The sequence below is a fragment of the Bacillus sp. MRMR6 genome, from assembly GCF_001940785.1.
Classification (GTDB): Bacteria; Bacillota; Bacilli; order Bacillales; family Cytobacillaceae; genus Neobacillus.
In genome coordinates this window covers 1-26059 of record NZ_MSLS01000018.1, presented here as the reverse complement: position 1 = coordinate 26059, position 26059 = coordinate 1, and the positions used below count along the sequence as shown (strand labels likewise).

The following is a 26059-nucleotide window of genomic DNA, read 5'->3' as shown; positions in this document are numbered from 1 at the left end:
CTCAATGGATAATTGAGTGCAACGTATAAGGCAATCGGGCATATAAGCTTTATTATCGCCTGTGAATTTTATTAAGGTTTGACCAATTATATAACCTGCAGGGCTTGTTCAATTGGAATAAAATGGGTTGGTATACTTGGAAACATGTTTTGCAGGCATTGTGCTAAATACCTCATTCCAGGTTCTTCACTTTCCATATGGCCAAGAACGATAAGGTTCCTTTGCTTTCCTTGATAGTTTACATCTCTCACATACTCTGGAGTTTCCCATTCAGGTCCTTCGCCATAAATAATCAAATCTAATCTTTCCTGTTCATAAAGCGGGATGCATAAACTGCCCCCGCCCCGATAACCAGCTAAGATCCCGATGCGAGTACACTTCCTCAACAAATCTCCGGCAAATCGAACATACTGAATTCCTAATCTTGTCTTTAGATACTCGGAAATCTCTGCTAATGTCATAGGAGGAATATTTAGTATTGTTGCAGCAGGCTGATTTTCTACAATATAAGATTGCCAATCGAGGGCCTGAATGAAGCCAGCCATTATTCCATCCGGCTTATACCGATGCCAATAATCATGGAAACGATAGATAGCAAGACCTGATTCCGTAATTAACCTCCGTTTTTCCTTATATACAGGATCCTTTTCCAAAAATTCGCTATGATCTCGATGGCTGAAGTATATCCCTTCATGGGTAATTAACAAATTTGCACCCAGAGCGACTGTCTGTTCAATTACCTGATGTGTAGCCATAAAGGCTGTGGCAATCCCCTTTACTTCAGTAGCTGGATCCCCCGCCTTAAGTGTATCCACAGTCTTTTGAATAGGTCCTACTGGTTCCATTAATTTATCAAGTACATCTTGTACAGTATTTGGCATTGTATTCACCCTTTCACGGGAAAGGCGTTAATAAAACGCCTTTTATTTAGTTGATACTTCTGGCTGAATTGCTGTTTCTATCCATATGGCCTTTTCTTGTGCTTCAATACATAATTCGGCAGCTCTAAATGTATGCTCCTGGGTCATGGCATTTTCTGTTCCATTTAAACAGTCCAGAATAAAGTCTCCAAAGAATGGACAACCCACTTTACCGGTTAATTGATAGTGTTTTTCCCCTTGATGATTCACCAAATACAAGTGATCTCCGCGTGAATCCCTGGCAATATCAATATACTTACGTACTTCAATATAGCCTTCTGTCCCTAGGATCGTAACCCTGCCATCGCCCCAAGTTCCAAGTCCATCCGGTGTAAACCAGTCAACACGGAAATAGAACGTCGCACCATTGTCTGCGACAAGTGTCGCGTCACCAAAATCTTGGAACTTTGGATATTGTTTAAAATGATAATTTCCTATTTTACTATGCAGTACCTTTGCATCTTTAGCACTAGCAAAATGTAAAAATTGCTCAATTTGATGGCTGCCGATATCACATAAAATCCCGCCATAATATTCAGGATCAAAAAACCAATCGGGACGGCTGTTTGGATTCGCACGATGTGGTCCTGTACCCATGACTTGGATCACTCGCCCAATTGCACCAGCTTCAATCAATTGTCCTGCAAAGACAGAACTTTCAGAGTGTAACCGCTCTCCGTAATAAATTCCCCATCTCAGACCTGTTGCCGCCACTTTTTGCCTCGCCTTTTTTACCTGTTCTATGGTTGTAAACGCTGGCTTATCAGAAAAATAATGCTTTCCCTGATCAAGTACGCGAAGACCAAGAGGGCCGCGTTCACAGGGAATATTGGCACTGGCAACAAGTTTAATTTTTGGATTGGTTAGAATTTCTTCTTCTGATGAAGCAATCTTAGCTTCAGGATAATTTTTTATAAAACCTTCCACCTTTTTGGGATCAGAATCATAAACTGCAGCCAATTTCCCACCTGCTTCTATCAAACCATTACACATACCATAGATGTGACCATGGTCGAGACCAATTGCCGCAAAAAGAAACGTACCAGGTTCAACTACAACAGTTTTCACCAAACCCTTTGGGGCATAGTTCATTCCATCGGTTCTGTCCATTCCCTTTTCCCCCTCGATATTACTCATATTTTCCGCCTAATGTAATTTGTTGTTCTGTAAAGTTTTCCACATGGTTTGTCTTTTCATAAAAATGAACAGCATTATTCAAGACACCAGCTCTGGTATAAAAAGGACTATCTTCATTAAGCGGCAGCTTTACGGTTTTCCCTAGGCTTGAAGATTGATAGATAGCAGTGATGAATTCCAAGGTTTTTCTTCCTTCAATGCCGTCTACAAGTACTTGCCTTTTCCCTTCAATTGCCGATAACACATCCTCAACTTGTGCTGCATGTCCCTCAAATTCCAGATTCTTTACTTGTTGATAAGTTTCAGTAAGCTCATTCTCTAACTCCTCATCCTTTTCTGGGAACCCATTCGGCTTAGATTTGGAGGCCGCAACCTTCCACGGAACGGAAACACGGGCGTTCTTCCCTTGGAAAATCAATTGCTGTTCTTCCCCATGATGGACAACGGAACTTGTAATTTGTGCTAAACTGCCATTCGGGTAACGGCAGATAGCTATGGAAAGGTCCTCTACCTCAGCATTATCATGCGATGTATTGGTTGCAATCGCGGTAACTTCAGATGGCATTCCATTCATCCAATGGAAGATATCAATATGGTGGACAGCATGATTTAATGTACATCCGCCGCCTTCTTTTTCCCATGTACCACGCCACCATAAATCGTAATAACAATGCCCTCTCCACCAGAACGAATCTACTTGAGTATGAACGATAGGTCCCATAAGGTTTGTATTAAGGACAGCCTTTAGCTTCATCATTGAATTGGTGAAACGGTTCTGAGAAACAACTGATAATATCTTCCCACTTCTTTTTTGTGCTAGGTTCATTGCATCACATTCTTCTAAAGAGGAAGCCATTGGTTTTTCCACTAGAACGTGTTTCCCAGCCTTCAGAGAAGCAATGGCTATTTCTGCATGAGTATAGGGAGGGGTACAAACAGATAGTAAATCAATCTGTGAAAAATTCAGCATCTGTTTATAGTCACTGTAGATTTCAACATCGAGGTTAAAATCAGCCGCCATTTTTTCAGCTTTTTCCGAATAAATGTCACAGATTGCGACAATCTTACATCGATTTTGAAAAAGCTGATATGCTTTTATATGTGCAGAAGCAATAGCTCCCGTACCAATAATCGCTACATTGATCATACGTTCCCACCCTTTAGAGATTTTTTTATGTTCTTATATTCCGGAGTAAGCCATAACCCCATCAACCCTTCGTACCTGACTTCTCTATTAATCTATGTCTAATATTGGACAACCTTCCAAAAAGAATCTTTTGGCTGATGTTTTTCGTCAAAAAGGAACGGCCAATTTTTTCTTCCTCTAACAGGGAAATCGCTTAACCATGTATAATCATCGGCTGCACCCCAAAAAGTAACAGAAGTAACGTGATCTCGATATTGTCTAAGCAATTGAAATACTTGATCGTATCTTTCAGCCTGCCATTTTAACAATTCAGAAGTAGGTTCTGTGAGGTCTGTCCGTTTATCTTCAAAATTAAAGACGGATACATCTAATTCTGTTAGGTGCAGCTTCAATCCAAGAGATACGTACCGTTCAATCGCTGTACGAATATCTTCTAGACTTGGGTTGACTAAATTCCAATGCGCTTGTAGCCCTACCCCGTGAATCGGAACCCCCTTATCCACTAAAGATTTAACCAGCTTATAGATCTTTTCACGTTTTTCCGGATTGGATTCATTATAGTCATTGTAAAAAAGCAGGGCTTCGGGGTCAGCCTCATGTGCAAATTCAAATGCTTTTTCAATATAATCCTCTCCGATTATTTCTAACCATTTTGTTGACCGATATAGTTCTGGTCCCTCATCGGTTACGGCTTCGTTTACAACATCCCAGCAAAAAATCGTCCCTTTATATCTTTTCATTACCGTCGTAATATGATCTTTCATTCGTTGTAAAAGGGTTTCTCTATCTGCATTTTGAAATACCCAGTCAGGTGTCTGATTGTGCCAGACTAATGTATGTCCACGCATCTTCATTCCATTATCCTTAGCAAAAGCAGCCAATTGGTCGGCCTTTTCAAAGGTAAACTGTCCCTCAGCGGGCTGAATTTCGATGAATTTCATATCATTTTCGGCTGTAATACTATTAAAATGTTTTTTTAATAAATCCTTTTGTGACTCTATCGTTCTTAAATTAACTGCGGCACCAATATTAAAATATTCTACATACACTTTTGATAAAGAGGGAATCTCTACTGTCGTTTTTACCATTATGATCTCTCCTTCAACCTATAGTTTTATTAAAAAAATCAGATGAGAAGACTCATCTGATTCTTTTTTCAACCTTTTACTCCTCCTAGTGTTAACCCTTTTACAAAATATTTCTGCAGGAATGGGTAAACCATAATGATCGGCAGACTTGCTACGATGGTCATCGTAGCCCTGATAGAGGTTGGCGAAACCATGTTGGCACTGGCATTGGCATTGGCAAACGCGTCTGCAGCGGTTTTACCAGACATCGATGCGTTTGAATTCTGCAGAATCTTCATTAACTCATATTGAAGGGTAGAAAGGTTCGCACTTGATGAATTGTATAAGAACACATCAAACCAAGAATTCCATTGGTAAACCGCGACAAACAACGATACAGTTGCTAATACTGGCAGGGACAATGGCAGGACAATCTTAATGAAAATGGTAAAATCCCCTGCTCCATCAATTTTTGCAGATTCAAATAAACTTTCTGGGATTCCTTCAATAAAGGAACGAATTACGATTAAATTAAATACTCCAATAATGCCTGGAATAATATAGACCCAAAAACTATCTAGTAAATTTAATTCTTTCACTAATAGATAGTTCGGAATTAGTCCGCCGTTAAAATACATGGTTAAAACAAATGCAATCGTCACAAATTTTTTAAGTACGAAATCCTTTCGGCTAATTGTATAAGCAACCATTGCCGTACCCAAAACAGAGGTTAGTGTACCGATAATGGTTCTTAAAACTGATATGAAGAAAGAATTTACGATACTCGCTTCACCAAAAACGTGTTTATAATTAGCCCAAGTAAATTCTCTGGGCCATAGGTAAATACCTCCCCTTAAAGAATCACTGGCCTCATTTAGTGATACAGCCAGTTGATTTAGAAAGGGATATAACATGACCACACAAAGGAAAACTAAAAAAGTATAATTGAAGATATCAAATAAATAATCGCCTACACCAGAATGATGTCGAGTGGCTTTGAAAAAACGTTTCTGTGCCATAAAGTTCCCCCCTCTAGAAAAGCCTTGGCTGATCAAATCGTTTGGCTATATGGTTTGCTGTAAATAAGAAGATAAAACTCACGACGGTTTTAAAGATACCTGCTGCGGTTGCGATTGAGAAGTTCCCCATCGACATACCGTATTTTAATACATAGATATCAAGGTTTTCTGAATAAGATAGGTTCATAGGATTTCCTAATAAATACTGTGCTTCAAAGCCGGATTCTAAAATGTAGCCTAAGTTCATGATGAGCAAGATGATAATCGTTGGCTTTAAAGATGGGAGTGTAATATGTCTAATCCGTTGGAATCTAGATGCCCCATCAATATCAGCAGCCTCATATTGTTCTGGATCAATCATGGTAATAGCTGCTAAATAAATGATCGTATTCCAGCCTACATTCTTCCAAACCTCGGTTAGTCCGTTGATGACCCAGAACCATTTTTCCTTACCAAGCCATAAAATTGGTTCATCAATAATACCTAGGTTTACTAATAAGATATTAACGATTCCGTTTTCTAACGAGAGGCTGTAAGAGACAATACTTGCTGCTACTACCCATGAGATAAAGTGTGGTAGATAACTGATGGTTTGTACTGACTTCTTGAATCTTATATGCCTGATTTCATTAATCAGAAGGGCAAGACAAATAGCTGTAACGAAACCTAATACTAGGTTAATCGTGCTCATACCGAGTGTATTCCGAAGCACGCGCCAAAAATTATCGTCGGTAAATAAAAACTTGAAATGTTCTACCCCAATCCATTCTTGGTCAAATAGACCTCTTGCTGGCTTAAAGTCTTGAAAAGCAATCGACCAACCCCACAATGGAATATACTTAAAAACAATTAACCAAATCAAGAATGGCAGACTCATGGCCAATAGTGCTTTTTGTGACATCATCCTCTGAAAGAATGATTTTTTTGTTTTTGTAGAGATGGAAACTGAAGGATTTATTACATCTTTTGCTGCTTTGGAACCCATCTGCATTCTTACCCCTCCTCTTTCTGAAAAATCTATATCCTAAAATCATAAGCTGCTCCCTTATAATCCCCTATTAGAAGGGAGCGGCTTATGATTTCAAGATAGGTGAAGCCTTTAAAAGAAATGTGGCCGATATAGCCAATTGGGCAATATCGGCCTGCTTTCTCTTCATTCTGCTAAACTATTCATTTTACTTTTCTGCTGCCTTAATACGATCCTCAACCACTTTATCCATTAACGTTTCTAAAGCTTTTACGTCTAATGTATTAAATTCTTTGGTATATTCATCCCAAACTTTATCAAAATCGCCTGGCTTAGCTAGAACTAATTTAGGGAAGTAAACTTTTGTTAAGTCTGTTTTTCTTTGACCAAAAATTTGAGCATCAGAGCCTTGTTCAATAACAGCACTCCAAGTTGGGTACCATGGACGATCGTCTGGATCTGCGAATAAATCTGAAAATACGTTCGCGTCATATTTTTCTAGAATAGTCTTATCACCATCCGTGTAGGATACTTGAGCAACTTCAGGCTGTTTTCCTGGGACCCATGCGTTTCCGTCACTATAAAGCATATCTCCCATTGGCCAGTAATACTCAAAAGTGTTTAATCCAGATTCATCACGGAATTTTTCATCGCTTGTCTTAGCAAACTGCTCTTCAGTTTGATAGAATTTGCCTTGATCATCTACACTATAAGTCTCATCCTTAATACCCCAGAACATTAACTTTTGGCTTTCTTCTTTAGCCATGTTATCGAAGTACTTAATAATGCGAACTGGATCTTTTGCACTAACAGTTATACCAACACCACGGTTATTAATGAATGCCGGTGGATCGATATACTGATCTTTTTGTCCATCAAACGTAATTGGAAGCGGCATATATCGTAAATCGTCATTTCCTGCAACTTTAAGGTTGTCCATTGCTTGTTGAACCTGCCAGCCGTAATCAAAGAATCCTAATACTCTGCCAGAAGCCAGCTTAGCAAGATATTCATCGTAGTTAGCAACGAATGATTCTTTATCAAATAAACCTTTGCTGTTTAGTTCATTTAGCTCTTTAAGATAACGTTTCGTAATATCGTTATCAGCATATACATCCGTTTTATGTGTCTTCATATCTACAATCACTTCACCATCATTTGGGTAGCCTGCTAGATGGTTTGGAGCGTTAGATAGTGCGAAGAAGCGCCAGTCATAAGTCAATGCTGTGAAACCAATGGTAGAAGCTCCATTCACTTCTGGATGTTTCTTTTGATAATCTTCAATTAAAGCAAAATATTCATCTAGAGTTTTAATTTTAGGATACCCAGCCTCTTTTAAAATGCCGCGTTGAATCCAGAACGCACCTTGCATAATAGCCGGATCCTTGATGTATCCATGTTTTGCAGCGAATGGAAGAAAGTTAATTTTTCCATCCTTATCTTTCAGTTGCTCCCAATGAGGTGCGTATAATTTTTTAAGATTAGGACCATGCTCTTCAATCAATTCAGTAAGGTCAATAAATGCACCTGCGTCTAGTACTTTATCAATAGCAATATCCGGAACAAGAACATCTGGATACTTTCCACTTGCGATCATTGTCCCAATTTTGGTGTTAATGTCACCGACTAGGTATTCTGTTTTGAAGTTAACTCCCGTTTGATCTTCAAATATTTTCCCTATCGTCGTCTCATTCGTATTTCCATCTTTACCTGGGGAAGCTGCGTTAAAATAAGTAAAGGTTGCTTTGTCTTTTGAATCACCAGATCCGTCTGCATTACCACTAGATTTTTTATCCTTCTCACAGCCTGCAACTGCGATTAACAGGATAAGCATTAAGATTACAGAGAGAAACTTTTTTGCCATTTTTGAACCCCCTTTTTATTTGTGAAAGCACTTTCATTGTATAATGTAAGGGTTTCTAGCACCATTTGAAAAGTATAGGTGTTACTTAATAAAGTAAAGATTTTTATCCGAATTACTAGTGATTGAACTGTCTAATTGGGATGGCAATTGAATCGTAATGGTTGTACCATAATCTAGCTGACTATCAATATTAAAATAAAACTGATCATGATAGTATAGTTTTAAACGGTAATAAACATTTTTAATGCCAACATTCTCCCTTATATCTTCCTCATTTTCTAGAGATGATACTATTTTCTTTCGCTTTTCTTCTGATATTCCAGGACCATTATCCTTCATAACGCAGGTTATGGTACCAGCATGTAAAGAGATAGATACGGTGATTTTCCCACATTCCTTTAATGGTTCAATCCCATGAATGCTGGCATTTTCAATAAACGGTAAGAGTGCCATATTTGGAATCATACATTCTTCAGCGTCTTTACCCACCATAATCTCGTAATCTAATTTATCTCCAAATCGATATTTTTGAATCTCCAAAAAGCTAGTTATGAGATTTATTTCATCCCTAATAGGAACGAAGTCCTTTCCCCAAGTAAGAGAGTTTCGAAATATTTTAGCCATGTTATGGATGATTTTTGCTGTTTCTATTTCATCCTTCATTAAGCTTCTCATTCTAATCGTTTCTAAGGCATTAAACAAAAAATGAGGGTTGATTTGGCTTTGCAGCGCACTTAACTGTGCACGGTTGCGTTTTATTTCTAAATCCTTTTTTTGAATATTAACTAATAAGACATCATTAATTAAATCCTTAATTTTTTTGGTCATCCGATTGAATTCACTTGTTAATTGACCAATTTCATCTTGATACTCCTGATCATGGATTAACTCGAAGTCCTGGTTTTTCATCCGCTTTACATTGCGTAACACCCTTTGTAACCGAGTCAAAAATGATCTAGAAATAATGACGATAATGATAGTAGGGGCTAAAAAATTTATAAGGGCCAGCAAGATGATAAAGAGCTTAGATTTATTAACCGTTTTAAGCATGGTTTCTTCATATATCGTTCCAACAACGGACCAGTCACTTAAATAAGAGCCATTATTAAGACTCGAAGAGATGGTTACCAGTTTATTCTCTTTTTCTATTTGATTGAAATCGATTGGCTTTTCCAGCTGTTTTATGGAGGGATTGGTAGTATACTCAATCTCCCCTTTTTCATTAAGTAAATATACTTCTCCTTTAAACGTCACGTTGGTAAAAATATCTTCTATTGCTGCCGGATTGATTTCAACCTTTACGAACTTTTGTTTATCATTGTAAAAATAATCTAAATTCCGGATAATGCTAAAGGTTTCAAAATTCTGATTAGAAGGCGTATCAATCAAAATTTGTGAGCCATTACTATTCTTTAGGATATCCTTGAAGTGTTTTAATTCATGTTCTAGGCTGCCAATTGAATAAACCCCGCCTGAATAAATAATAGTGGGGTTATCCGTAAAAAAGCGAATGGAGTTTATAGATGGGTTAATGGGTCTAGACTGATTAAAATTCCTAAGAAAACTATTATGTTTTTCAATATATTCTATATCTGAAGTATAATCCTTTTCTAAAAATAGGTTTAAATTTAAGTTTGTATATAACGAGGAGGAAATGCCTACCGCTTCGTCGATAATGGTTTTAAATTCTCTATTAATCTGCTGCAGAGCTAACTTAGAATCTTGCATTTGCTGTTTCTTTACATTCTCAATTGTAACAATATAAAAGATTACATTTGTTAGTACAATTGGAATAAATACAGCAAAAAAGTACATGATCAGCATTTTATTTTTTAATTGAATATTATGAAAACTCCACTTAGGCTTGCTCATTTTTAATCCCTTTTCTTTCGCTGATTAAATTATTCCGATACTCAGATGGCGTGATATTTTCTAACTTACCAAAAATTGTCACAAAATAATCCGTATTATTAAACCCTATGCTTTCTGCAATTTCATAAATTCTTTTTTCCGATTGGCGAAGCTGCTTTTTCGCCTCATTAATTCTTACTTGTAGTAAATAGTCCTTAAAGTAGATTCCATAGCTTTTCTTAAACAATTGTCCTAAATACACTGGGTTCATAAAAAACTTAGAAGCAATCGTTTTTAAACTAATGTTTTCATGGTAATGCAGGTCAATATATTGTTTGATCTTGTGGGCTTCGCCATGAGCAGTCTGCTTTCTTAAATTGGCTAATTCCTCTTTACACTCTACTACAAAACCAAATATTAGACCCTTTAATTGAACTAGAGTCAAGTTGTAATTAGATAAGGTATAAACGATCTTAGAGGTTTGTAAACTTGAAGGGTCTCCTCCCATTTTCTTAATTATTCTTAGAATAGAATGTACAAAACTAGTAAGAGAAGAAATTACTGCATTTTTAGTTAGTTTATTTGTGACCAGAGAATTCAACAGTTCCTCTAAAATAATAAGAACCGACGCAGTTGAATCCTCTTCAATTTTTTCAATTAGTAATTGAATAACTGAATCATCTAGCTCTGCTGAAGTAATTGGTTTATTGATAATGTCTTCAAAGAAAATGATTCCATTTTCGTTATTTGCATATTTATGCTGTTGTGCCTCATCTACGGAACTATAGGAATCTTTCAACGAAGTTAGACTTGGGACCGCTTCACCGACATAAATCGTAAGATTCTCAGTAATCCTCTTAGTAAGTTCATGATTTACCCAATTGATAAATTTCCTAAGATTCATTTGAAATCTGGCTAAGTGGTTAGAAGTAATTAAACCCCCAATCGAATTAGGCGATATTTCTTGGAACCATATTCTTTCTTCTTTATTGCAAATATCGTAAATAACATCCTTTAATGTAAGTTTGACCTGTGTTACCCTTTCCACATTATCTATGTTAGATTCATCAGGTATCCCATTTAATTCAATTAATATGTAAAAAAACTCTTTAGGTTTTCCCAGAGAAAGGAGATTTAAAAGATCAATGGAATCATCACTCTTTTCGATCTTTCCTAATAGAAGCTGATTAAACATTTTTTTAGCCTGTTCTTCCTGCATTTGTTCATGAAGCTTTTTTTGTTCGTCTAGTGTCTTAGAAAGCAACTTAAGTGTTAGCTCAATTTCATCTTGGTCGATTGGCTTTAAAACAAAATCATGAACACCATATCTCAATGCTTGTTGTGCATATTTAAAATCACTATGTCCGCTAATGATGATAAATTTAGACTGAACTGCCCCTTTTTCTATCGCTTGTCTAATGAGGCCAATTCCATCAAGTACAGGCATACGGATATCTGTAATGATTAGATCAGGTCTTACATCATGGATCATCTTTAATGCATCTTCTCCATTAGCAGCTTCTCCTACTACCTTAAATCCGCATTCTTCCCAATTTATTAGATTTCTTAATCCTTTCCGGAAATACATTTCATCGTCTACTAATATTACTTTGTTCATTTCCGTCCTCCCCTGTTCCCAATGGATTCATCCAATAAAAACGCTTACATTAAACAATAAAAAATGCCCACATTTATAGAGAAGGCCCACAGAATATTACCTTGCGGGCCTTTCAATTATATTAAACTATTCTTTAGGCATCCAGATTTTATAGGCACCGCTTAATGCTAATATACTAAAAAAGTATAAACAGTTATCGTAGTATCTTCTAATTCCCGTTCTAACGGGGGTATTCCACAACAGTTCAACCCATTTTATACCTGATGTCTCATCTGCCGCTAAAGAGGCCATAGCGTTGGTTGCAAGCAAGCCGACTGGATGAAGCGATTTCTCTTCAAACGGTTCACCAGAAATGGTGTATCTGCGATAGTCACTAGGATCTTTATCCGTAAAAAAGGCTTGTATCTTATTTGCTTCCTCCCGCTCCCATTCATCTACTCTGAACCACTCATAATCAAGACCAATATTCGCTGCAACGCGGTAGGAGTCACTGAAGAAATGACCATAGCCTCTTTCATTGTTTGGTGTTCCATCATAATAAGCATACTCAGGCGCCAAGCCGGTTACTGGATGACAGGCAATTTTTAAATATTCCCTGCTGGCCGCTGCTGCTTCCTTCCAAAACGGCCGATCCTCTTCGTAAGCCCATAGTGCAAATAGTTCATAGAAGTGTGGCAAATGATAGGATGGATCGGAAAACTCACAATTAGGAATGAATTTAATAAGTTTATTCTTCGGATTCCACATTGGATAACCGTCTCCATTTTCACCTTTATGAATGCAGGTTTGGAGCAATTCTTTTGCTTGAACGCTATAATTAAATGGAGCAGCCTCATCACCCCAGCGATGTGCGGCAAAGAACAATGCCATTGCAAAAAACTCTTCCCCATCTGGAGCAGGACCGTATGCTCGTTTAGAACCGTCAGTGTTACAGGACCAAGCAAAGTAGCCTTTATTTTCTCCGCTAGACATATACATATACTTCATTGTCCACATCCACAAGCGGTCAAAGACATCTTTGTTGTCCATTTGCACAGCCATCATCATTCCATATGACATGCCCTCAGTCCGAACATCCAGGTTTCCGGTATCTAGCATGTACCCCATATCGTCACCTACTGGATAGTAGATTCTTGTATCCTCATCCCCATTGAATAACTCGTCCCAATTTTGCTGAATTCTTTTTGAAATTTCTTCATCTGTTTTGCCAATCTCTTTAAATAGATTACGGTATTGACCCGTATAAAAAGAACCTTCCTGCTTTTCCACTAGCCTCGACATCATAGTCCCCTCCAATTAATAAGATGGTATTAAGCTATCTTCTATTCCAATATAAGTAGCAGTTTCATCATGATCTTCATCAACTGTCTGCCGGTTAACAAAAACCTCAGTACTGTAAATAGGAAGTTCAAATTCAACCTTTTTACAAACCTATTACCTTTATTCACGACAAGATTCCAAGCTACTATGACTGGATTAAATATGTAAAATGCGCTGGTATAAAAAACTGCCAGCACATTATATTTATTTTTTTGGCAACGCTTACAGATATTTCGACAAACTTCTTCATACCCTTATATTCGAATGGACTTCCTTTATTTTATTATAACTACAGATAATTCAATTGTCTATCGGATAAACAAAGTATTTTTAAAAAGCTGTTTTCTCGAATGGACGAAAATCAACTGGAGCGAGTTATAATGGCCAGCTTCCATTTAGTTGCATTTGACGTTTTACTATATCATATATGTATGATTTCGTTCCTACTATTTAAAACTATCAAAAAATTGGTATTTTCAATAAAGGTACAATAGACTATACTTATATAAATTGATGTCTGTGTAAGTGTAAAATACAAAGGAGAAATATTCATGAATACGAAAATGAACAGTCTCTATACCATTACCGAATGGATCACAAGGTTCGCCTATGTAAATATATTATGGATAGGCTTCTCACTCCTTGGACTAGTTTTGTTTGGAATTAGTCCTGCAACCGTGGCAATGTTTTCGGTAATTCGGAAATGGATTATGGGTGATAGCGATATCCCTGTGTTCCAAACCTTTTGGCTTACCTATAAACAAGATTTTCTCAGAAGTAACGGAATAGGATTCGTCATTGCTTTAATTGCTGTTATTATTTATGTTGATTTAAACTATATAAAAATTAATCCTAGTTTCCAAATTCCGATATACCTATTGATTTTCACAGTGATTATGACCAGTTTGTATCTCTTTCCCGTATACGTTCACTATAATGTTCCGTTTTTACAATTGTTTAAAAATGCCTTCTTCATCATGATGGTCAATCCTATGGCAAATATTATGATGCTGATCGGTTTTGTCGCTGCCTTTGTTGTGATGAGGTTTTTACCGGCACTGTTCATATTCTTTGGCGGCAGTATTTCGGCAGGAATCATTATGGCTTCCTGTTATCTAGCATTTAATAAAATAGAAAAGAAAAGAAAGGAAGCACAAGCGCTATAGCTGTGCTTCCTTTCTATATGCCAAATTTAATCGATTAACCCTCGCTATTAAAGGAAGCGGGGTTGTTTTTTGGTGTATCATAAGTTATTCAACAAAACTTAGTTGTACTGATATACAAAGTTACCTTATTCAGTTATAATAAATTCGTAATTATCTAAACTATAAAAGGGAGTTATTATGATGAAAACTTCAAAGCCTAATGAACCTTTAGTAACGCATATTTTTACTGCAGACCCCTCCGCACATGTTTTTGAAGGGAAGCTTTATATTTATCCGTCCCATGACCTTGATCATAATGAACCTTCAAATGATAACGGAGACCAATACAAGATGGAAGATTACCATATATTATCCATGGACGATTGTTTCGCTCCATGTGTGGACCATGGCGAGGCTCTCCATTTAAGAGATATCCCTTGGGCAAGCAAGCAGCTATGGGCACCCGATGCTGCTTATAAAAACAACACGTATTATTTATTCTTCCCGGCACGTGATAAAGATGGGATTTTCAGAATTGGTGTGGCAACTAGCCCTAATCCTGCAGGACCTTTTACACCAGAAGCGAATTACATACCGGGAAGCTTCAGCATTGATCCAGCTGTTTTAGTAGATGAAGATGAAAAAGCGTATGTTTATTTTGGCGGGCTTTGGGGAGGACAGTTGGAAAAATGGCAAACAGGAACATATATTCCAGATGCCGAAGCTCCAGCAGCTACAGCACCTGCTATAGGTCCAAGAGTAGCGGAATTAAGTGACGATATGCTGACGTTAAAAAGCGATCCGCAGGAAATCTCTATTGTGGATGAAAACGGCAAACCGATTCTTGCGGGTGACGAAGACCGAAGATATTTCGAAGGTCCATGGGTTCATAAATACAATGGTCTTTACTATCTCTCCTACTCTACCGGTACAACTCATAAAATTGTTTATGCTGTTAGTGAAAATCCCCAGGGACCATTTGTATTTAAAGGGACGATCCTTACCCCAGTAAGCGGCTGGACTACACACCATTCGATTGTCGAATTTAATGATAAATGGTATCTGTTCTATCATGATTGCTCGTTATCAGGCGGTGTGGACCATAAGCGCTCTGTAAAATATACTGAACTAAAATATAACGAAGACGGAACCATTCAAACGATAGACCCCTATGGAGATAAATAATAAAGTCGAAGGCTGGCCTCAAGTTGAGGCTAGCCTTTTCTTTATCAGTGACTAGATAGCACATTTAGTTTCTTAAATATTATCTTTAGTTTTTAAGGTTCAATGATTTCACTACCAAGCTAGAATTATAGAATGAGAGGAGGTTGGTTCTTTTTTGAAAGGCTTTACCCGTTATAATAATATCCTTTATGGGGGAATGCAGAAAATGAGTAGAAATTTAAAAAGATTTATGTCATTACTTCTTGTAGCCTTTTTGATAATCCCGTCAGGCTGGATTACTCAAGTTGCAGAAGCGGAAACAAATGAAGATATTCCAGTTCTTCTTTACCATCGAATCGTTGAAAACCCTTCCAATGAATGGACGGATACCAGCGTTGAAAAGTTTAAACAGACCTTAAAGTATCTTTATGATAATGGTTATAACACATTGTCCGCAGAACAATATGTGAACATCATGGATGGAATTGAAGCAGCTCCTGCAAATCCAATTCTATTAACTTTTGATGATGCTACTCCTGACTTCATTACCCACGCTCTTCCAGCATTAAAGCAATATAACATGAACTCTGTTCTGTTTGTTGTTAGTGATTGGATTGGCAAGGGGTATAGCATGTCAAAAGAACAATTGCAAAGTCTAACAAATGAACCTACTGTCAGTCTGCAAAATCATTCCAAAACGCACGAACAAACCTTGGTTTGGAACAGTAATATAACGAAGAATCAAGCCTCTGAAGAGATTGCAGCAGCAAATGTATACCTAAAATCTATTACAAATGAAGACCCGGTTCTTATGGCATACCCATATGGCGCTTATAATGCAAACGCAGAAGCTGCAAACCAAGAGAACGGCATCAAGTATGCATTTAAAGTGGGATACCCTAATGCTGGGAATTACGCAATGGGTCGACACTATGTCATGATGGCTACGACTCTAAATGAAATCGCTTCCTGGGTTGGCGGACCTGCACCAGCACCTGGTGATCAAACATCTACAAAAACAGTGTACCACGAAACCTTTGAAAGTGGTGTAGGTGTTGCCACACCAGCGGGCAGCGCACAATTGAAGCCTGTTACTGATCTCGCTTTTGAAGGCAATGCTGACGGTAAATCAATTCAAGTAAGCGGAAGAACGAACAACTGGGACGGTGTTGATATCCCAATCAGCAATGTCGGGATGGGCAACGGCAAAACCTATACAATTACAGTCACTGGTTATGTTGATGCTAGTGTGAGTGTTCCTGCAGGTGCACAAGCTTTGCTTCAGAATGTTGACAGCTATAATGGCTTGTATGCAGCTGCAGATTATAAGGCAGGACAAGCCTTCACAGTAACAGGTCAGTATACTGTTGATACAAGCAAAGACAGAGCCCTACGGATTCAATCAAATGATGCCGGGAAAACGGTTCCCTTCTATCTCGGAGATATCCTGATCACAGAGAAGGTAACTTCTGGCGGCGGTGACGAGGAACCAGAGGAACAAAGACCACCTGCATTAGCATTCACAACAATTGATTTTGAAGATCAAACAACAGGTGGATTCGAAGGCCGAGCAAGTACTGAAACGCTGACAGTAACCACTGAAACGAATCATACTGAGGCAGGCTCCTACGCTTTAAAAGTTGAAAACAGATCAAATACTTGGCATGGGCCAGCATTGCGAGTCGAGCAATATGTTGACAAGGGTAAGGAATATAAAATTTCGGCGTGGGTCAAGCTTATTTCACCGGAAACATCACAGCTTCAGCTGTCTACACAGGTTGGTAATGGTGACGGCGCTAGTTATAACAACCTTCAAGGAAAGACAGTCAGCACCGAAGACGGCTGGGTTCAATTCGAGGGAACTTACCGTTACAGCAGTTTAGGCAATGAGTTTTTGACCATTTATGTGGAAAGCTCAAATAACAATACTGCATCCTTTTATATTGATGATATCACTTTTGAGCCTACCGGTTCGGGGACGATTGAAGTCCAGGATTTAACACCGATAAAAGAGGTTTATAAAGACGATTTCTTAATTGGAAACGCTATCTCAACATCAGACTTAGAGGGAGACAGACTAAAGCTTCTTAACATGCATCACAATGTTGTCTCAGCAGAGAACGCAATGAAACCAAGTTACGCATATAACGATGCAGGAGAATTTGATTTTACGGCTGAGGATGAACTTGTCGAGAAAGTTTTAGCACAGGGACTTAAGATGCATGGTCACGTTCTCGTTTGGCATCAACAGTCAAATGAAGCACTGCATACTGATAATAACGGTCAGCCTTTAAGTCGAGAAGTTGCTCTCAATAATTTGAGGAATCACGTTAAAACAGTTGTCGGGCATTTTGGTGATAAAGTTATTTCTTGGGACGTTGTCAACGAAGCAATCATAGATAACTCGCCAAACCCAGCGGATTGGAAAGCATCACTGCGACAATCCGGTTGGTACAAATCCATTGGACCAGACTTCGTGGAGCAGGCCTTCCTAGCAGCAAAAGAGGTTCTCGATGAAAAAGGCTGGGATATCAAGCTTTATTACAATGATTACAATGATGATAATCAGAGCAAAGCAGAAGCCATTTACCAGATGGTTAAAGCAATCAATGCGAAGTATGCAGCAAATCATAACGGGGAACTCCTCATCGACGGAATCGGCATGCAGGCGCACTATAATAAAAACACCAACCCAGAAAATGTAAGACTTTCCCTAGAGAAGTTTATTTCCTTAGGTGTAGAAATAAGTGTAACCGAGCTTGACATAACAGCCGGAACCAATAATGTACTTACCGATCAGGAAGCAATTGCACAAGGTTATTTATACGCACAATTGTTTAAGATTTATAAAGAGCACGCTGAGCACATCGCTCGTGTAACATTCTGGGGCTTGAATGACGCGACGAGCTGGAGAGCCGCCCAAAGTCCATTGTTGTTCGATAAGGACTTGCAAGCAAAACCAGCATACTTTGCTGTAATCGACCCGGATAAATTTATAGCAGAAAATGAACCTAATGAGAAAGAAGTGAATCAAGGAACCGCTGTTTTCGGTAAACCTGCTATCGATGGAACAGTAGATGATGTTTGGAGCGAAGCACCAGAAATACAAGTTAACCGCTATCAGATGGCTTGGCAGGGAGCAAACGGAGTATCTAAGGTCCTATGGGATAAAGAAAATCTATATGTTTTGATACAGGTAAGTGATTCACAGCTTGACAAATCAAGTCCAAATCCATGGGAACAGGATTCAATCGAAATCTTTGTGGACGAGAACAATGCAAAGACATCTTCCTATGAAGATGGAGACGGTCAATATCGAGTAAACTTTGACAACGAGACTTCCTTCAATCCTCAAAGTATCGCAGAAGGTTTTGAATCTGCTACACATGTATCAGGTAATGGATATACAGTAGAAGTGAAGATCCCGTTAAAAACAATTTCACCAGAAAGCAATACAAAAATCGGTTTTGACGTTCAGATTAATGACGGTAAAGACGGTGCACGTCAAAGTGCCGCAACATGGAACGATATGACTGGTCTTGGGTATCAGGATACATCTGTGTTTGGCGAACTAACGCTTGTAAACTCACAGGATTCAGAACCAGAAAAACCTGAAAATCCTGGGCAACCAGAAAAACCTGAGAAACCAGAGAAGCCAGAAAAGCCTGAGAAACCAGAAAAGCCTGATGCAACAAAACCAGGAGGAATCAAACATGAACTCCCTAATACCGCTACAAGTATATACAACTTTTTACTAGCAGGTATTATTATGTTGCTAACCGGAACGATATGGTTAAAGATTACTAGARGAAAAGTATAGCAAAAATCCTAACTAAGAAGAGACTGATTCAATAATCAGTCTCTTCTTATCATTTTATTAATAGGGATAGCCAAAAGTTAGCAGGTGCCTTCTTGTCAGGAAAATGCTCCCTTTAAATACATTGGGTCGAGCTTATAGCAATCATTTTAATCATGTCCTCAACTAGGGACGGGACCTCTTCAAAAGCACTTTTCATGTGAAGACGCTCTGTTCTTTTATGGGCATCCTTTCCGAAGGGACCTACATTTAGTACAGGTGCTCGGAGCTGTTTCATCGCATCAAAGGGAATTGTGTAACTGCTTCCCCAAACCGGGGTATTCGCTTTAAAGGCAGTCCACCCTTCCTCTTCATCCTGATAATTAACATAGCTTAAGTCGCTAATTCCATTAAAATAATGAACCTGTTTTACCGGTAAATTATATTTTTCCATTCCTTTTTCCCTAATATATTGTACACATGTTTTTATCAGATCATCGTCTGAAGAATTGACTGCTGGATAATAAGGAGGGGCAAAAAGTAAGACAATGGCCGGTGCAAGCTCCTGACATTCAATCATCAGACTGTCCGCAATCCGCAATGCTTTTTCACGGTCATCCCAGTTAGTATTTTCTTGGACTTCAGCCTTAATTTCCTCCACATACGTCTCTCCAAATTTACGGATTGCATATGTTTGTAAATCATCATATCGTAAAACGCGAACCTCTCCTACTGGCTCAGCAGACTGTTTCAAACAGACCTCTTTGTATGCCTGATTGCAGGCACTAGCTGCATCAATGGCAACTTTTTCAAAAATCCCGATAATTTCTTCAGCATTTCGTTTCATTAAAAACACATTATACAGGGCCGAGGACCGATAGGGCGTTTGAACAGAGTATTCCACTTTTAAATCTTTTTGCTGTAACGTAACCGGAAGCGGTGTGGCCTCCCCCATTTCTTTTTCCTGCAGACTAAAGTTCCACTCCATCCGCTGGGTCAAAAACGAAGCAATATACGGTGCTGTTATCCCACTTAAGGGTTCGCCTACATGGGTTTCCTTGCCATAAAAAAGGGCTGACGGCATGATTTTCCCTATTGAACCAGAATAAATATAAAAACTTCGATCACCGGGTTCCTGGGTAAATACCGGTTCTCCATTAAGGAAAAGTTTATAGCTGAGTTCATGCTTTTCTTTTAATTCCAGTAATTTAGTTACGGCAGCCCGCATCCCTGAGGAATTTACCTCTTCATCAGGAACTGTTAGCAAGAGAAGATTGATTGGCCATTTCTCAACTGTTGCTTTTTCCAATAAACTCATGTGCATCGCAAGTCCCATCTTCATGTCCATTGTGCCCCGTCCAAATAAATATTCACCAGACGTGAGATCATTTTGTGCATCCCCATGCAGCTCATCAATTCGTTTTAAAAGGTATTTCGTCAATTCTTCTGGGTGATATGCATATTCTTCAAGGTCACCATATTCTTCCGTATTCACCGTATCAAAATGACTTAGTAAAACAATCGTTTCCTTTGACTTTGCTTCACACTTATATAATCCTGTTAAGAACCGCCGCCCCAAGTCAGCTTCATGAAGACCCAAATAGTCGGGATTCTTCTGAAAATAATGCAGTTCCTGCAGTTTAGCCTGCACTTTACTAGGAAACGTCCGCTCACCCTCCGTTAAAGTCATACTTCGCCAACTCACCAGTTCACACAATAATCTCCGCAGTTGATCCGGCGTTCCCCACCTAAGCTGTTCCATCTATTCAATACCCCTTTGCCATTCCAATTTCCCCTACTAAAGTGTCCGCCTGAGGTGGACACTGTCCACGAGCGGTGCCTGTCACCAAAAATTGCGCCCCAAATGTCCCCCTAAATCTTCCCGTTTTTATCCTTTTATATTCGTTTCTGAGTTTGCTTTGGTTTGCCTGTTTTTAATATAGTATGATAGATAGCAAACTACAAGGAATCCTATTCCGATGAGGAGTCCGATCAACTGGGTTGGATCGAATGCCAGGAAGATTAGGATCGATACGCAGAATACAATACATACTAATGGGATTAAGGGATAGAAAGGTACCTTATATTGAAGGTCCTCTACTTTTCCACCACCTTGCAGGTATTTTCTTCTAAACATGAATTGGGAGAGAGCTATTCCAATCCAGGATATGGTCACAGATATTCCAGCAACAGACATCAAGAGAACGAATACTGTATCTGCTGCAATCACACTTGTAAGTAGTGATAATAGCGAGAAAACCATAGTAAACACAAGGGCTGCAAATGGAACTTTGCGTTTTGAAAGCTTAGCAAACCGTTTCGGCGCCATTCCTTCATGAGACATCGCCCAGAGAAGGCGGGTTGATGCATAAATACAAGAGTTCCCTACTGATAATATGGCCGTTAGTATGACAAAATTCATAATATCAGGTGCAAATGGAATACCAGCCAAATCCATTAACGTAACGAATGGGCTTTCCAGTAAACCGAGTTCTTCGGCTGGAAAAATGGCTGATAAGATAATAATGGAGGCAAGATAAAAGATAATGATTCTAAACAATACGTTTCGAATCGCACGAGGAATATTCTTAGATGGCTCTTCACTCTCTCCGGCTGCAATCCCAATTAATTCTGAACCTTGATAGGAGAAAATAACATTCATCATTGTCACAAACAGAATGGCAATTCCGGCTGGGAATAAACCAGATGGAGCAAGGTTATTTAGTAATGGAGCGGGTCGGTCATCAAGAGGAATCAGTCCAAAAATAGCACCCGCACCAATAATAATAAAGAAGATTACAGCTATTACCTTAATTCCTGCAAACCAATATTCTGTTTCAGCGAAACCTCTTGTAGTTAAGGCATTAAGACCAAATAACAGCAGGATAAAGATTGCACACCAGATCCAGACAGAGATATCAGGGAACCATCTCTGCATCAAGATACCGGCTGCCGTAAACTCCACTCCCGCCGTAGTAGCCGACCCGATAAAATACATCCATCCTAAAGAAAATCCCGCAGATGGACTTATGAATTTACTAGCATATGTCTGAAAGGAACCTGTTACAGGCATATAGACAGCAAGTTCACCTAGACAGACCATGACGAGGTACAAAATAAGGCCGCCAAACATATAGCCTATTAATGCACCGCCTGCTCCCGACTGATTAATCGTATAACCAGCATTTAAGAACAACCCTGTACCAATGACTCCCCCTAATGAAAGCATAAATAAATGACGCCGTTTCATTGATCGATTTAACTGATTTTGCTGCCCCTCTTGATTAACATTTTCCATAGCTCCCCCACCCTCTTAATGTAGCTACCCCTTTTACCCCTTTATCTATTAAAATCGCAGTGACAAGCAGCTTAAACCGCCATCCTGCTTACGGAATTCTGACATTTCCAGCTCAATTGTCTGATAGCCTGCCTCGTTAATTTTTTGCTTTGTTAGAGGATAACCGGCTGGGATGATGACATAATCGTTTATACGAATACAATTTGCTGCGTATTCCTCTTCCGGTGGTACAACGATTTTTTGATAGCTAGTAAACTCGGGATGATCAATAAATTCCCCTGCTACTACAACCGTTTGGTTTCCAAGGTAACTGATGCCAGTTTTTAAATGAAAGAATTTCTCCAGAGGGATAATGGTACCTTTATAACCTTCCGATTCTAAAATTTGCTTTAACTGCTCTGCACCGTCAAGGTTTGTTCGCGCAGAAATACCAATATAAAAATGATCTTCAATCTGCAAGATATCTCCCCCTTCAAGTGTTCCTGGAGATTGGATAGTATAAATAGTTTCATAGAAAGACTTAATAACAGGTTCTATTTCATGGATCTCACCGTTACGCGAGAGTGCTCCTGGATTGGAGATGACAGCAAACCTCGGAGTCAGAACCGCTGTATCTTCCACAAAAGTGGAATCAGGATATTGTAGATTACTAGAAAGAATCTTAACTTCTGTCCCACATTTTTTTAACGCCTCTATATATTCCTGATGCTGTTCCACTGTTTTTTCAAGAATAGGTACTCCTAAATCTGACGTAGTTAAGCCATTGACATAACTCTCACTAGGTATTTTTACAATCGTATTTTTAAACATGATTCCTTCCTCCTTCTTTATCCTCTCACTACTGGACATGTAAGACATGTCGGTCCCCCCGTTCCTAAATAAGAGATTTCATTTCCTTCATACTCGTAAACAGTTGCACCAGCTTTCAGTAATTGTTCCTTTGTGAACGGATTACCCGAAACCATTACGCAAACTCGTGGTGCTAAGGCAAGAACATTGCAGCCCAGCTTGTGATACTCTTCATCAGGTACCTCAATCAATTCAAAACCACGTTGGATGAGGTACTGGCGCAGGAATACAGGCATCAGTCTAGAATGGACCACTGCTAGATTTTCATCGACGATACTAATGAAAGACATTAGATGAAGGCATTCCTCTTCCCCCCGGTCATGCGGTAATGGTACAACAATAAACTCTTGTACCATTTCAGCTGTTATTTTTTTAATTTGCCGGATAGCTTCATCATTCGTCCGATACCCTCGTCCAACCAATAGCGTACGATCATCAAGCCAGACGAGGTCTCCCCCATCGGCAACCGCATCTCCTGTAAGTTCTCCTACGATCGGGATGTTCTTTTCCTGTAAAAATTGCCTATATACATCTGCTTCAGGCTGACGCAATTTCTTGCCCGATTTTAAAATAATAGCCCCTTTCTTTGTGAACTTAACTGGGTCATGGGCATAGAGCGAATCTAATCCAACCGTTTCTGATACTGGTAAAAATTCAATTTCAGTCACATGCTCTTTTATAATCGTAAGAAATTGTTCAAATTCCGCTTGGGCACTTATGTAATCTGGTTCGTTGATGTAGTTGAATCTTTCATAATGGTCTCTTAAGTGCTCCTGACTGATAAAGGCATCCCTTGGATGTTTCAAAATCACCTTTTGGAGTTTTTTATGCATGGATGATAACAACTTCCTCATCCTCCTTTTTCCGTATAGTGGAAAGTCTTTTCTCATGTTGGAAACTTTATAATATGATATTATAAGAGGTAGAAATGCATGTCAATATATTTTGAATTTACTGAATAAATATTTTTTCCATTAAATAAAAACAAGGATGATTGGGGTTGTATAAAATGCAAACAATTGACCGGGCCATGCAAGTAATTCATGTTCTAGCTGGAAGCGATGCAAAAAAGTGGTTCTCGATTACAGATTTATCGAAGGAATGTGACCTGCCTGTTAGTACCATGCATCGTCTTTTACAGTCCATGATTAAGCACGGATTAGCTCAGCAGGATCCAAATCTAAAACTCTATTCAATGGGATATAGCTGGTTGGAATATGGCTTGAAGATGTACGATACCTTTGATTTTGTCGGGCTGGTTCGTCCAGAAATGGAGAAATTAATGCATGAGGTGGAAGAAAGTGTTTATTTCAGTAAACCTATTGGCTCGGGCTTAGAAGCAATCATTATTGAAAGAATCGATTGTCCTCATAACCCTATAAGGATTTATGACCAGTTAGGAATCCGAATTCCAATGAATATAGGGGCTGCCAATAAGGTCATGCTCGCACATATGCATAAGGACGAAGCATTAAAAATCGTCAAAGCCTTAGTACCAAAAGAAGAGGTAGAGTCCTTCCTGCAGTTGCTAAATAATATGCGTCTTAAAGGTTATGGGGAAAGCCATGGGGAAAAAACCGAAGGCACCTCCTCTGTAGCAGCACCGATTTTTAATCACTCCAACGAACTAATAGGAGCAGTAAGCATCGGTTACGTAACCTTCAACCGAACAGATGCAAAAGAGCAGATATTAATCGAAAAAGTAATTCAAACTAGCCTGCGTATATCTGCAAAACTCGGAAGTAAATTATAACATGGCACAAACAATGGTCTTTCATCCAAGTTACGAAGGCCAAAACCAGGCTGCATAGCTAGAAAAAAGGTCTTCATCCGGGTTATGAAGACCTAAACCAAACTGCATAGCAAGAAAAAAGGTCTTCATCCAGGTTATGAAGACCTAAACCAAACTACATAGCACGAAAAATGGTCATCATCCCTTGCTTCTTAAAATTTCAGCAAATTAAGTGGCTAAAAGAAATGAGAACAAATCAGTTATTTTCCTATTATTAATTTTTACACTCCGAAAGTAAACCCGTTAGAGTAATCTCCACGCCGTTTTATTAGAAATAAAAAAGGATCATAAAAAACAGAATTCACCATCTAGAATTTCATATTTATTCACATTTATAGTCATTATATATTTACCCCATAAGGTATAATAGTAGCAACCAACTTATGTGAGGAGTATCTATTATGAAACGATCAATGCAATTTTTAATCATATTTTTAGTTGTCATTCTTTCTGCATGTGGGGCTATTATCGAAGGATATAGGAATGTATCTACAGAAGAGGCAAAGCAACAAATTGAAAAGGATGAAGTAGTGGTGTTAGATGTAAGAACCACTGAAGAGTATCAGCAGGGACATATACCTAATGCGATATTGGTCCCATTAGATGAATTAGAAAGTAGATTGAATGAATTGGATAAAGAAGAGACATATTTAGTGGTGTGCCGCAGCGGAAATCGTTCTGCTCAAGCCAGTGAAATTTTAACAAGTAATAGTTTCACAAATATTTACAACATGACAGGCGGAATGAATAACTGGGGATATGAAATTGAAAACTAGTTTGCGGTATATAAAAAGAACCCATCACATCTAAAATGTACCCGATAGTGTAGACACTTATAAAAAAGTCTACCTACCGGGTACTTTTTTGTATAATTAAGAAAAATGGGGATTGGGGAACAGCAGAAATGAGTAAAAAAGTATTAGCAGAGAAAGAGATTAAGTTACTTTCAAATAACCCTTATGTTAAGTCAGTTAGTCCAAAGGGGGTTACTTACACCGATGAATTTAAGAATATTTTTATTTCAGAAAATGAAAAGGGAAAATTACCTAGACAGATATTTGAGGAATGTGGATTTGATATTGATGTTCTAGGAATTGACAGAGTA

The 26059-nt window shown here is 38.6% G+C and carries 20 protein-coding genes; 6 read left to right on the top strand and 14 right to left on the bottom strand.

Going from position 1 to position 26059, the window contains the following annotated elements:
* Positions 1 to 86 precede the first annotated feature (86 nt).
* From BTR25_RS16445 to BTR25_RS16400, 10 genes are all read right to left on the bottom strand, one after another.
* Complete coding sequence (locus BTR25_RS16445; protein WP_075689131.1) at positions 87 to 881, bottom strand: Nif3-like dinuclear metal center hexameric protein; 795 nt, start codon at positions 879 to 881, stop codon at positions 87 to 89.
* 42 nt (positions 882 to 923) lie between these two features.
* Complete coding sequence (locus BTR25_RS16440) at positions 924 to 2030, bottom strand: Gfo/Idh/MocA family protein (RefSeq protein ID WP_075689175.1); 1107 nt, start codon at positions 2028 to 2030, stop codon at positions 924 to 926.
* Positions 2031 to 2049: 19 nt separating this feature from the next.
* Positions 2050 to 3204 (bottom strand): Gfo/Idh/MocA family protein, encoded by a 1155-nt coding sequence (locus tag BTR25_RS16435; RefSeq protein WP_075689130.1) that lies wholly within the window; start codon positions 3202 to 3204, stop codon positions 2050 to 2052.
* Positions 3205 to 3302: 98 nt separating this feature from the next.
* A complete protein-coding gene (locus BTR25_RS16430) occupies positions 3303 to 4292 on the bottom strand; it encodes an endo-1,4-beta-xylanase (RefSeq protein ID WP_075689129.1) in 990 nt (329 codons plus the stop codon).
* A gap of 68 nt (positions 4293 to 4360) precedes the next feature.
* Complete coding sequence (locus BTR25_RS16425) at positions 4361 to 5290, bottom strand: carbohydrate ABC transporter permease (RefSeq protein ID WP_075689128.1); 930 nt, start codon at positions 5288 to 5290, stop codon at positions 4361 to 4363.
* A gap of 13 nt (positions 5291 to 5303) precedes the next feature.
* Entirely contained in the window at positions 5304 to 6275 is a 972-nt protein-coding gene (locus BTR25_RS16420; protein ID WP_075689174.1) for an ABC transporter permease, read from the bottom strand.
* 190 nt (positions 6276 to 6465) lie between these two features.
* The gene (locus tag BTR25_RS16415; protein WP_075689127.1) at positions 6466 to 8121 is read right to left on the bottom strand and encodes an ABC transporter substrate-binding protein; all 1656 of its coding nucleotides are present in this window, start codon (positions 8119 to 8121) and stop codon (positions 6466 to 6468) included.
* Between the two features lie 81 nt (positions 8122 to 8202).
* On the bottom strand, positions 8203 to 9993 hold the full coding sequence (locus tag BTR25_RS16410; protein WP_075689126.1) for a sensor histidine kinase: 1791 nt from the start codon (positions 9991 to 9993) through the stop codon (positions 8203 to 8205).
* Positions 9980 to 11590: a response regulator transcription factor gene (locus BTR25_RS16405; protein ID WP_075689125.1), complete on the bottom strand. Its 1611-nt coding sequence runs from the start codon at positions 11588 to 11590 to the stop codon at positions 9980 to 9982. Before BTR25_RS16405 ends, BTR25_RS16410 begins: the two co-directional genes overlap by 14 nt.
* A gap of 126 nt (positions 11591 to 11716) precedes the next feature.
* Positions 11717 to 12874: a family 8 glycosyl hydrolase gene (locus BTR25_RS16400; protein WP_075689124.1), complete on the bottom strand. Its 1158-nt coding sequence runs from the start codon at positions 12872 to 12874 to the stop codon at positions 11717 to 11719.
* 587 nt (positions 12875 to 13461) lie between these two features.
* Between BTR25_RS16400 and BTR25_RS16395 the strand changes: the two genes are divergently transcribed.
* The 3 genes from BTR25_RS16395 (at position 13462) to BTR25_RS16385 (ending at position 19039) form a co-directional block, all read left to right on the top strand.
* Complete coding sequence (locus BTR25_RS16395; RefSeq protein WP_075689123.1) at positions 13462 to 14076, top strand: YesL family protein; 615 nt, start codon at positions 13462 to 13464, stop codon at positions 14074 to 14076.
* A gap of 177 nt (positions 14077 to 14253) precedes the next feature.
* A complete protein-coding gene (locus tag BTR25_RS16390) occupies positions 14254 to 15240 on the top strand; it encodes a glycoside hydrolase family 43 protein (RefSeq protein ID WP_075689122.1) in 987 nt (328 codons plus the stop codon).
* A 205-nt stretch (positions 15241 to 15445) separates the two neighbouring features.
* On the top strand, positions 15446 to 19039 hold the full coding sequence (locus tag BTR25_RS16385; RefSeq protein ID WP_139311266.1) for an endo-1,4-beta-xylanase: 3594 nt from the start codon (positions 15446 to 15448) through the stop codon (positions 19037 to 19039).
* A 112-nt stretch (positions 19040 to 19151) separates the two neighbouring features.
* Here the strand turns inward: BTR25_RS16385 and BTR25_RS16380 are convergent, their stop codons facing one another.
* The 4 genes from BTR25_RS16380 to BTR25_RS16365 all read right to left on the bottom strand — a co-directional run bounded on the left by BTR25_RS16380 (position 19152) and on the right by BTR25_RS16365 (position 23995).
* Positions 19152 to 20777, bottom strand: a complete 1626-nt coding sequence (locus tag BTR25_RS16380; RefSeq protein ID WP_075689120.1) for a M20/M25/M40 family metallo-hydrolase — start codon at positions 20775 to 20777, stop codon at positions 19152 to 19154.
* Between the two features lie 126 nt (positions 20778 to 20903).
* Positions 20904 to 22313: an amino acid permease gene (locus BTR25_RS16375; RefSeq protein ID WP_075689119.1), complete on the bottom strand. Its 1410-nt coding sequence runs from the start codon at positions 22311 to 22313 to the stop codon at positions 20904 to 20906.
* A gap of 48 nt (positions 22314 to 22361) precedes the next feature.
* Positions 22362 to 23123: a dimethylarginine dimethylaminohydrolase family protein gene (locus BTR25_RS16370; protein WP_083652429.1), complete on the bottom strand. Its 762-nt coding sequence runs from the start codon at positions 23121 to 23123 to the stop codon at positions 22362 to 22364.
* A gap of 17 nt (positions 23124 to 23140) precedes the next feature.
* Complete coding sequence (locus BTR25_RS16365; protein WP_483295264.1) at positions 23141 to 23995, bottom strand: dimethylarginine dimethylaminohydrolase family protein; 855 nt, start codon at positions 23993 to 23995, stop codon at positions 23141 to 23143.
* 176 nt (positions 23996 to 24171) lie between these two features.
* Between BTR25_RS16365 and BTR25_RS16360 the strand changes: the two genes are divergently transcribed.
* From BTR25_RS16360 to BTR25_RS16350, 3 genes are all read left to right on the top strand, one after another.
* A complete protein-coding gene (locus BTR25_RS16360) occupies positions 24172 to 24915 on the top strand; it encodes an IclR family transcriptional regulator (RefSeq protein WP_075689117.1) in 744 nt (247 codons plus the stop codon).
* Between the two features lie 440 nt (positions 24916 to 25355).
* Entirely contained in the window at positions 25356 to 25730 is a 375-nt protein-coding gene (locus BTR25_RS16355) for a rhodanese-like domain-containing protein (protein ID WP_075689116.1), read from the top strand.
* 128 nt (positions 25731 to 25858) lie between these two features.
* The coding region (locus tag BTR25_RS16350; protein WP_083652427.1) for an HTH domain-containing protein at positions 25859 to 26059 on the top strand (201 nt) is incomplete at its 3' end.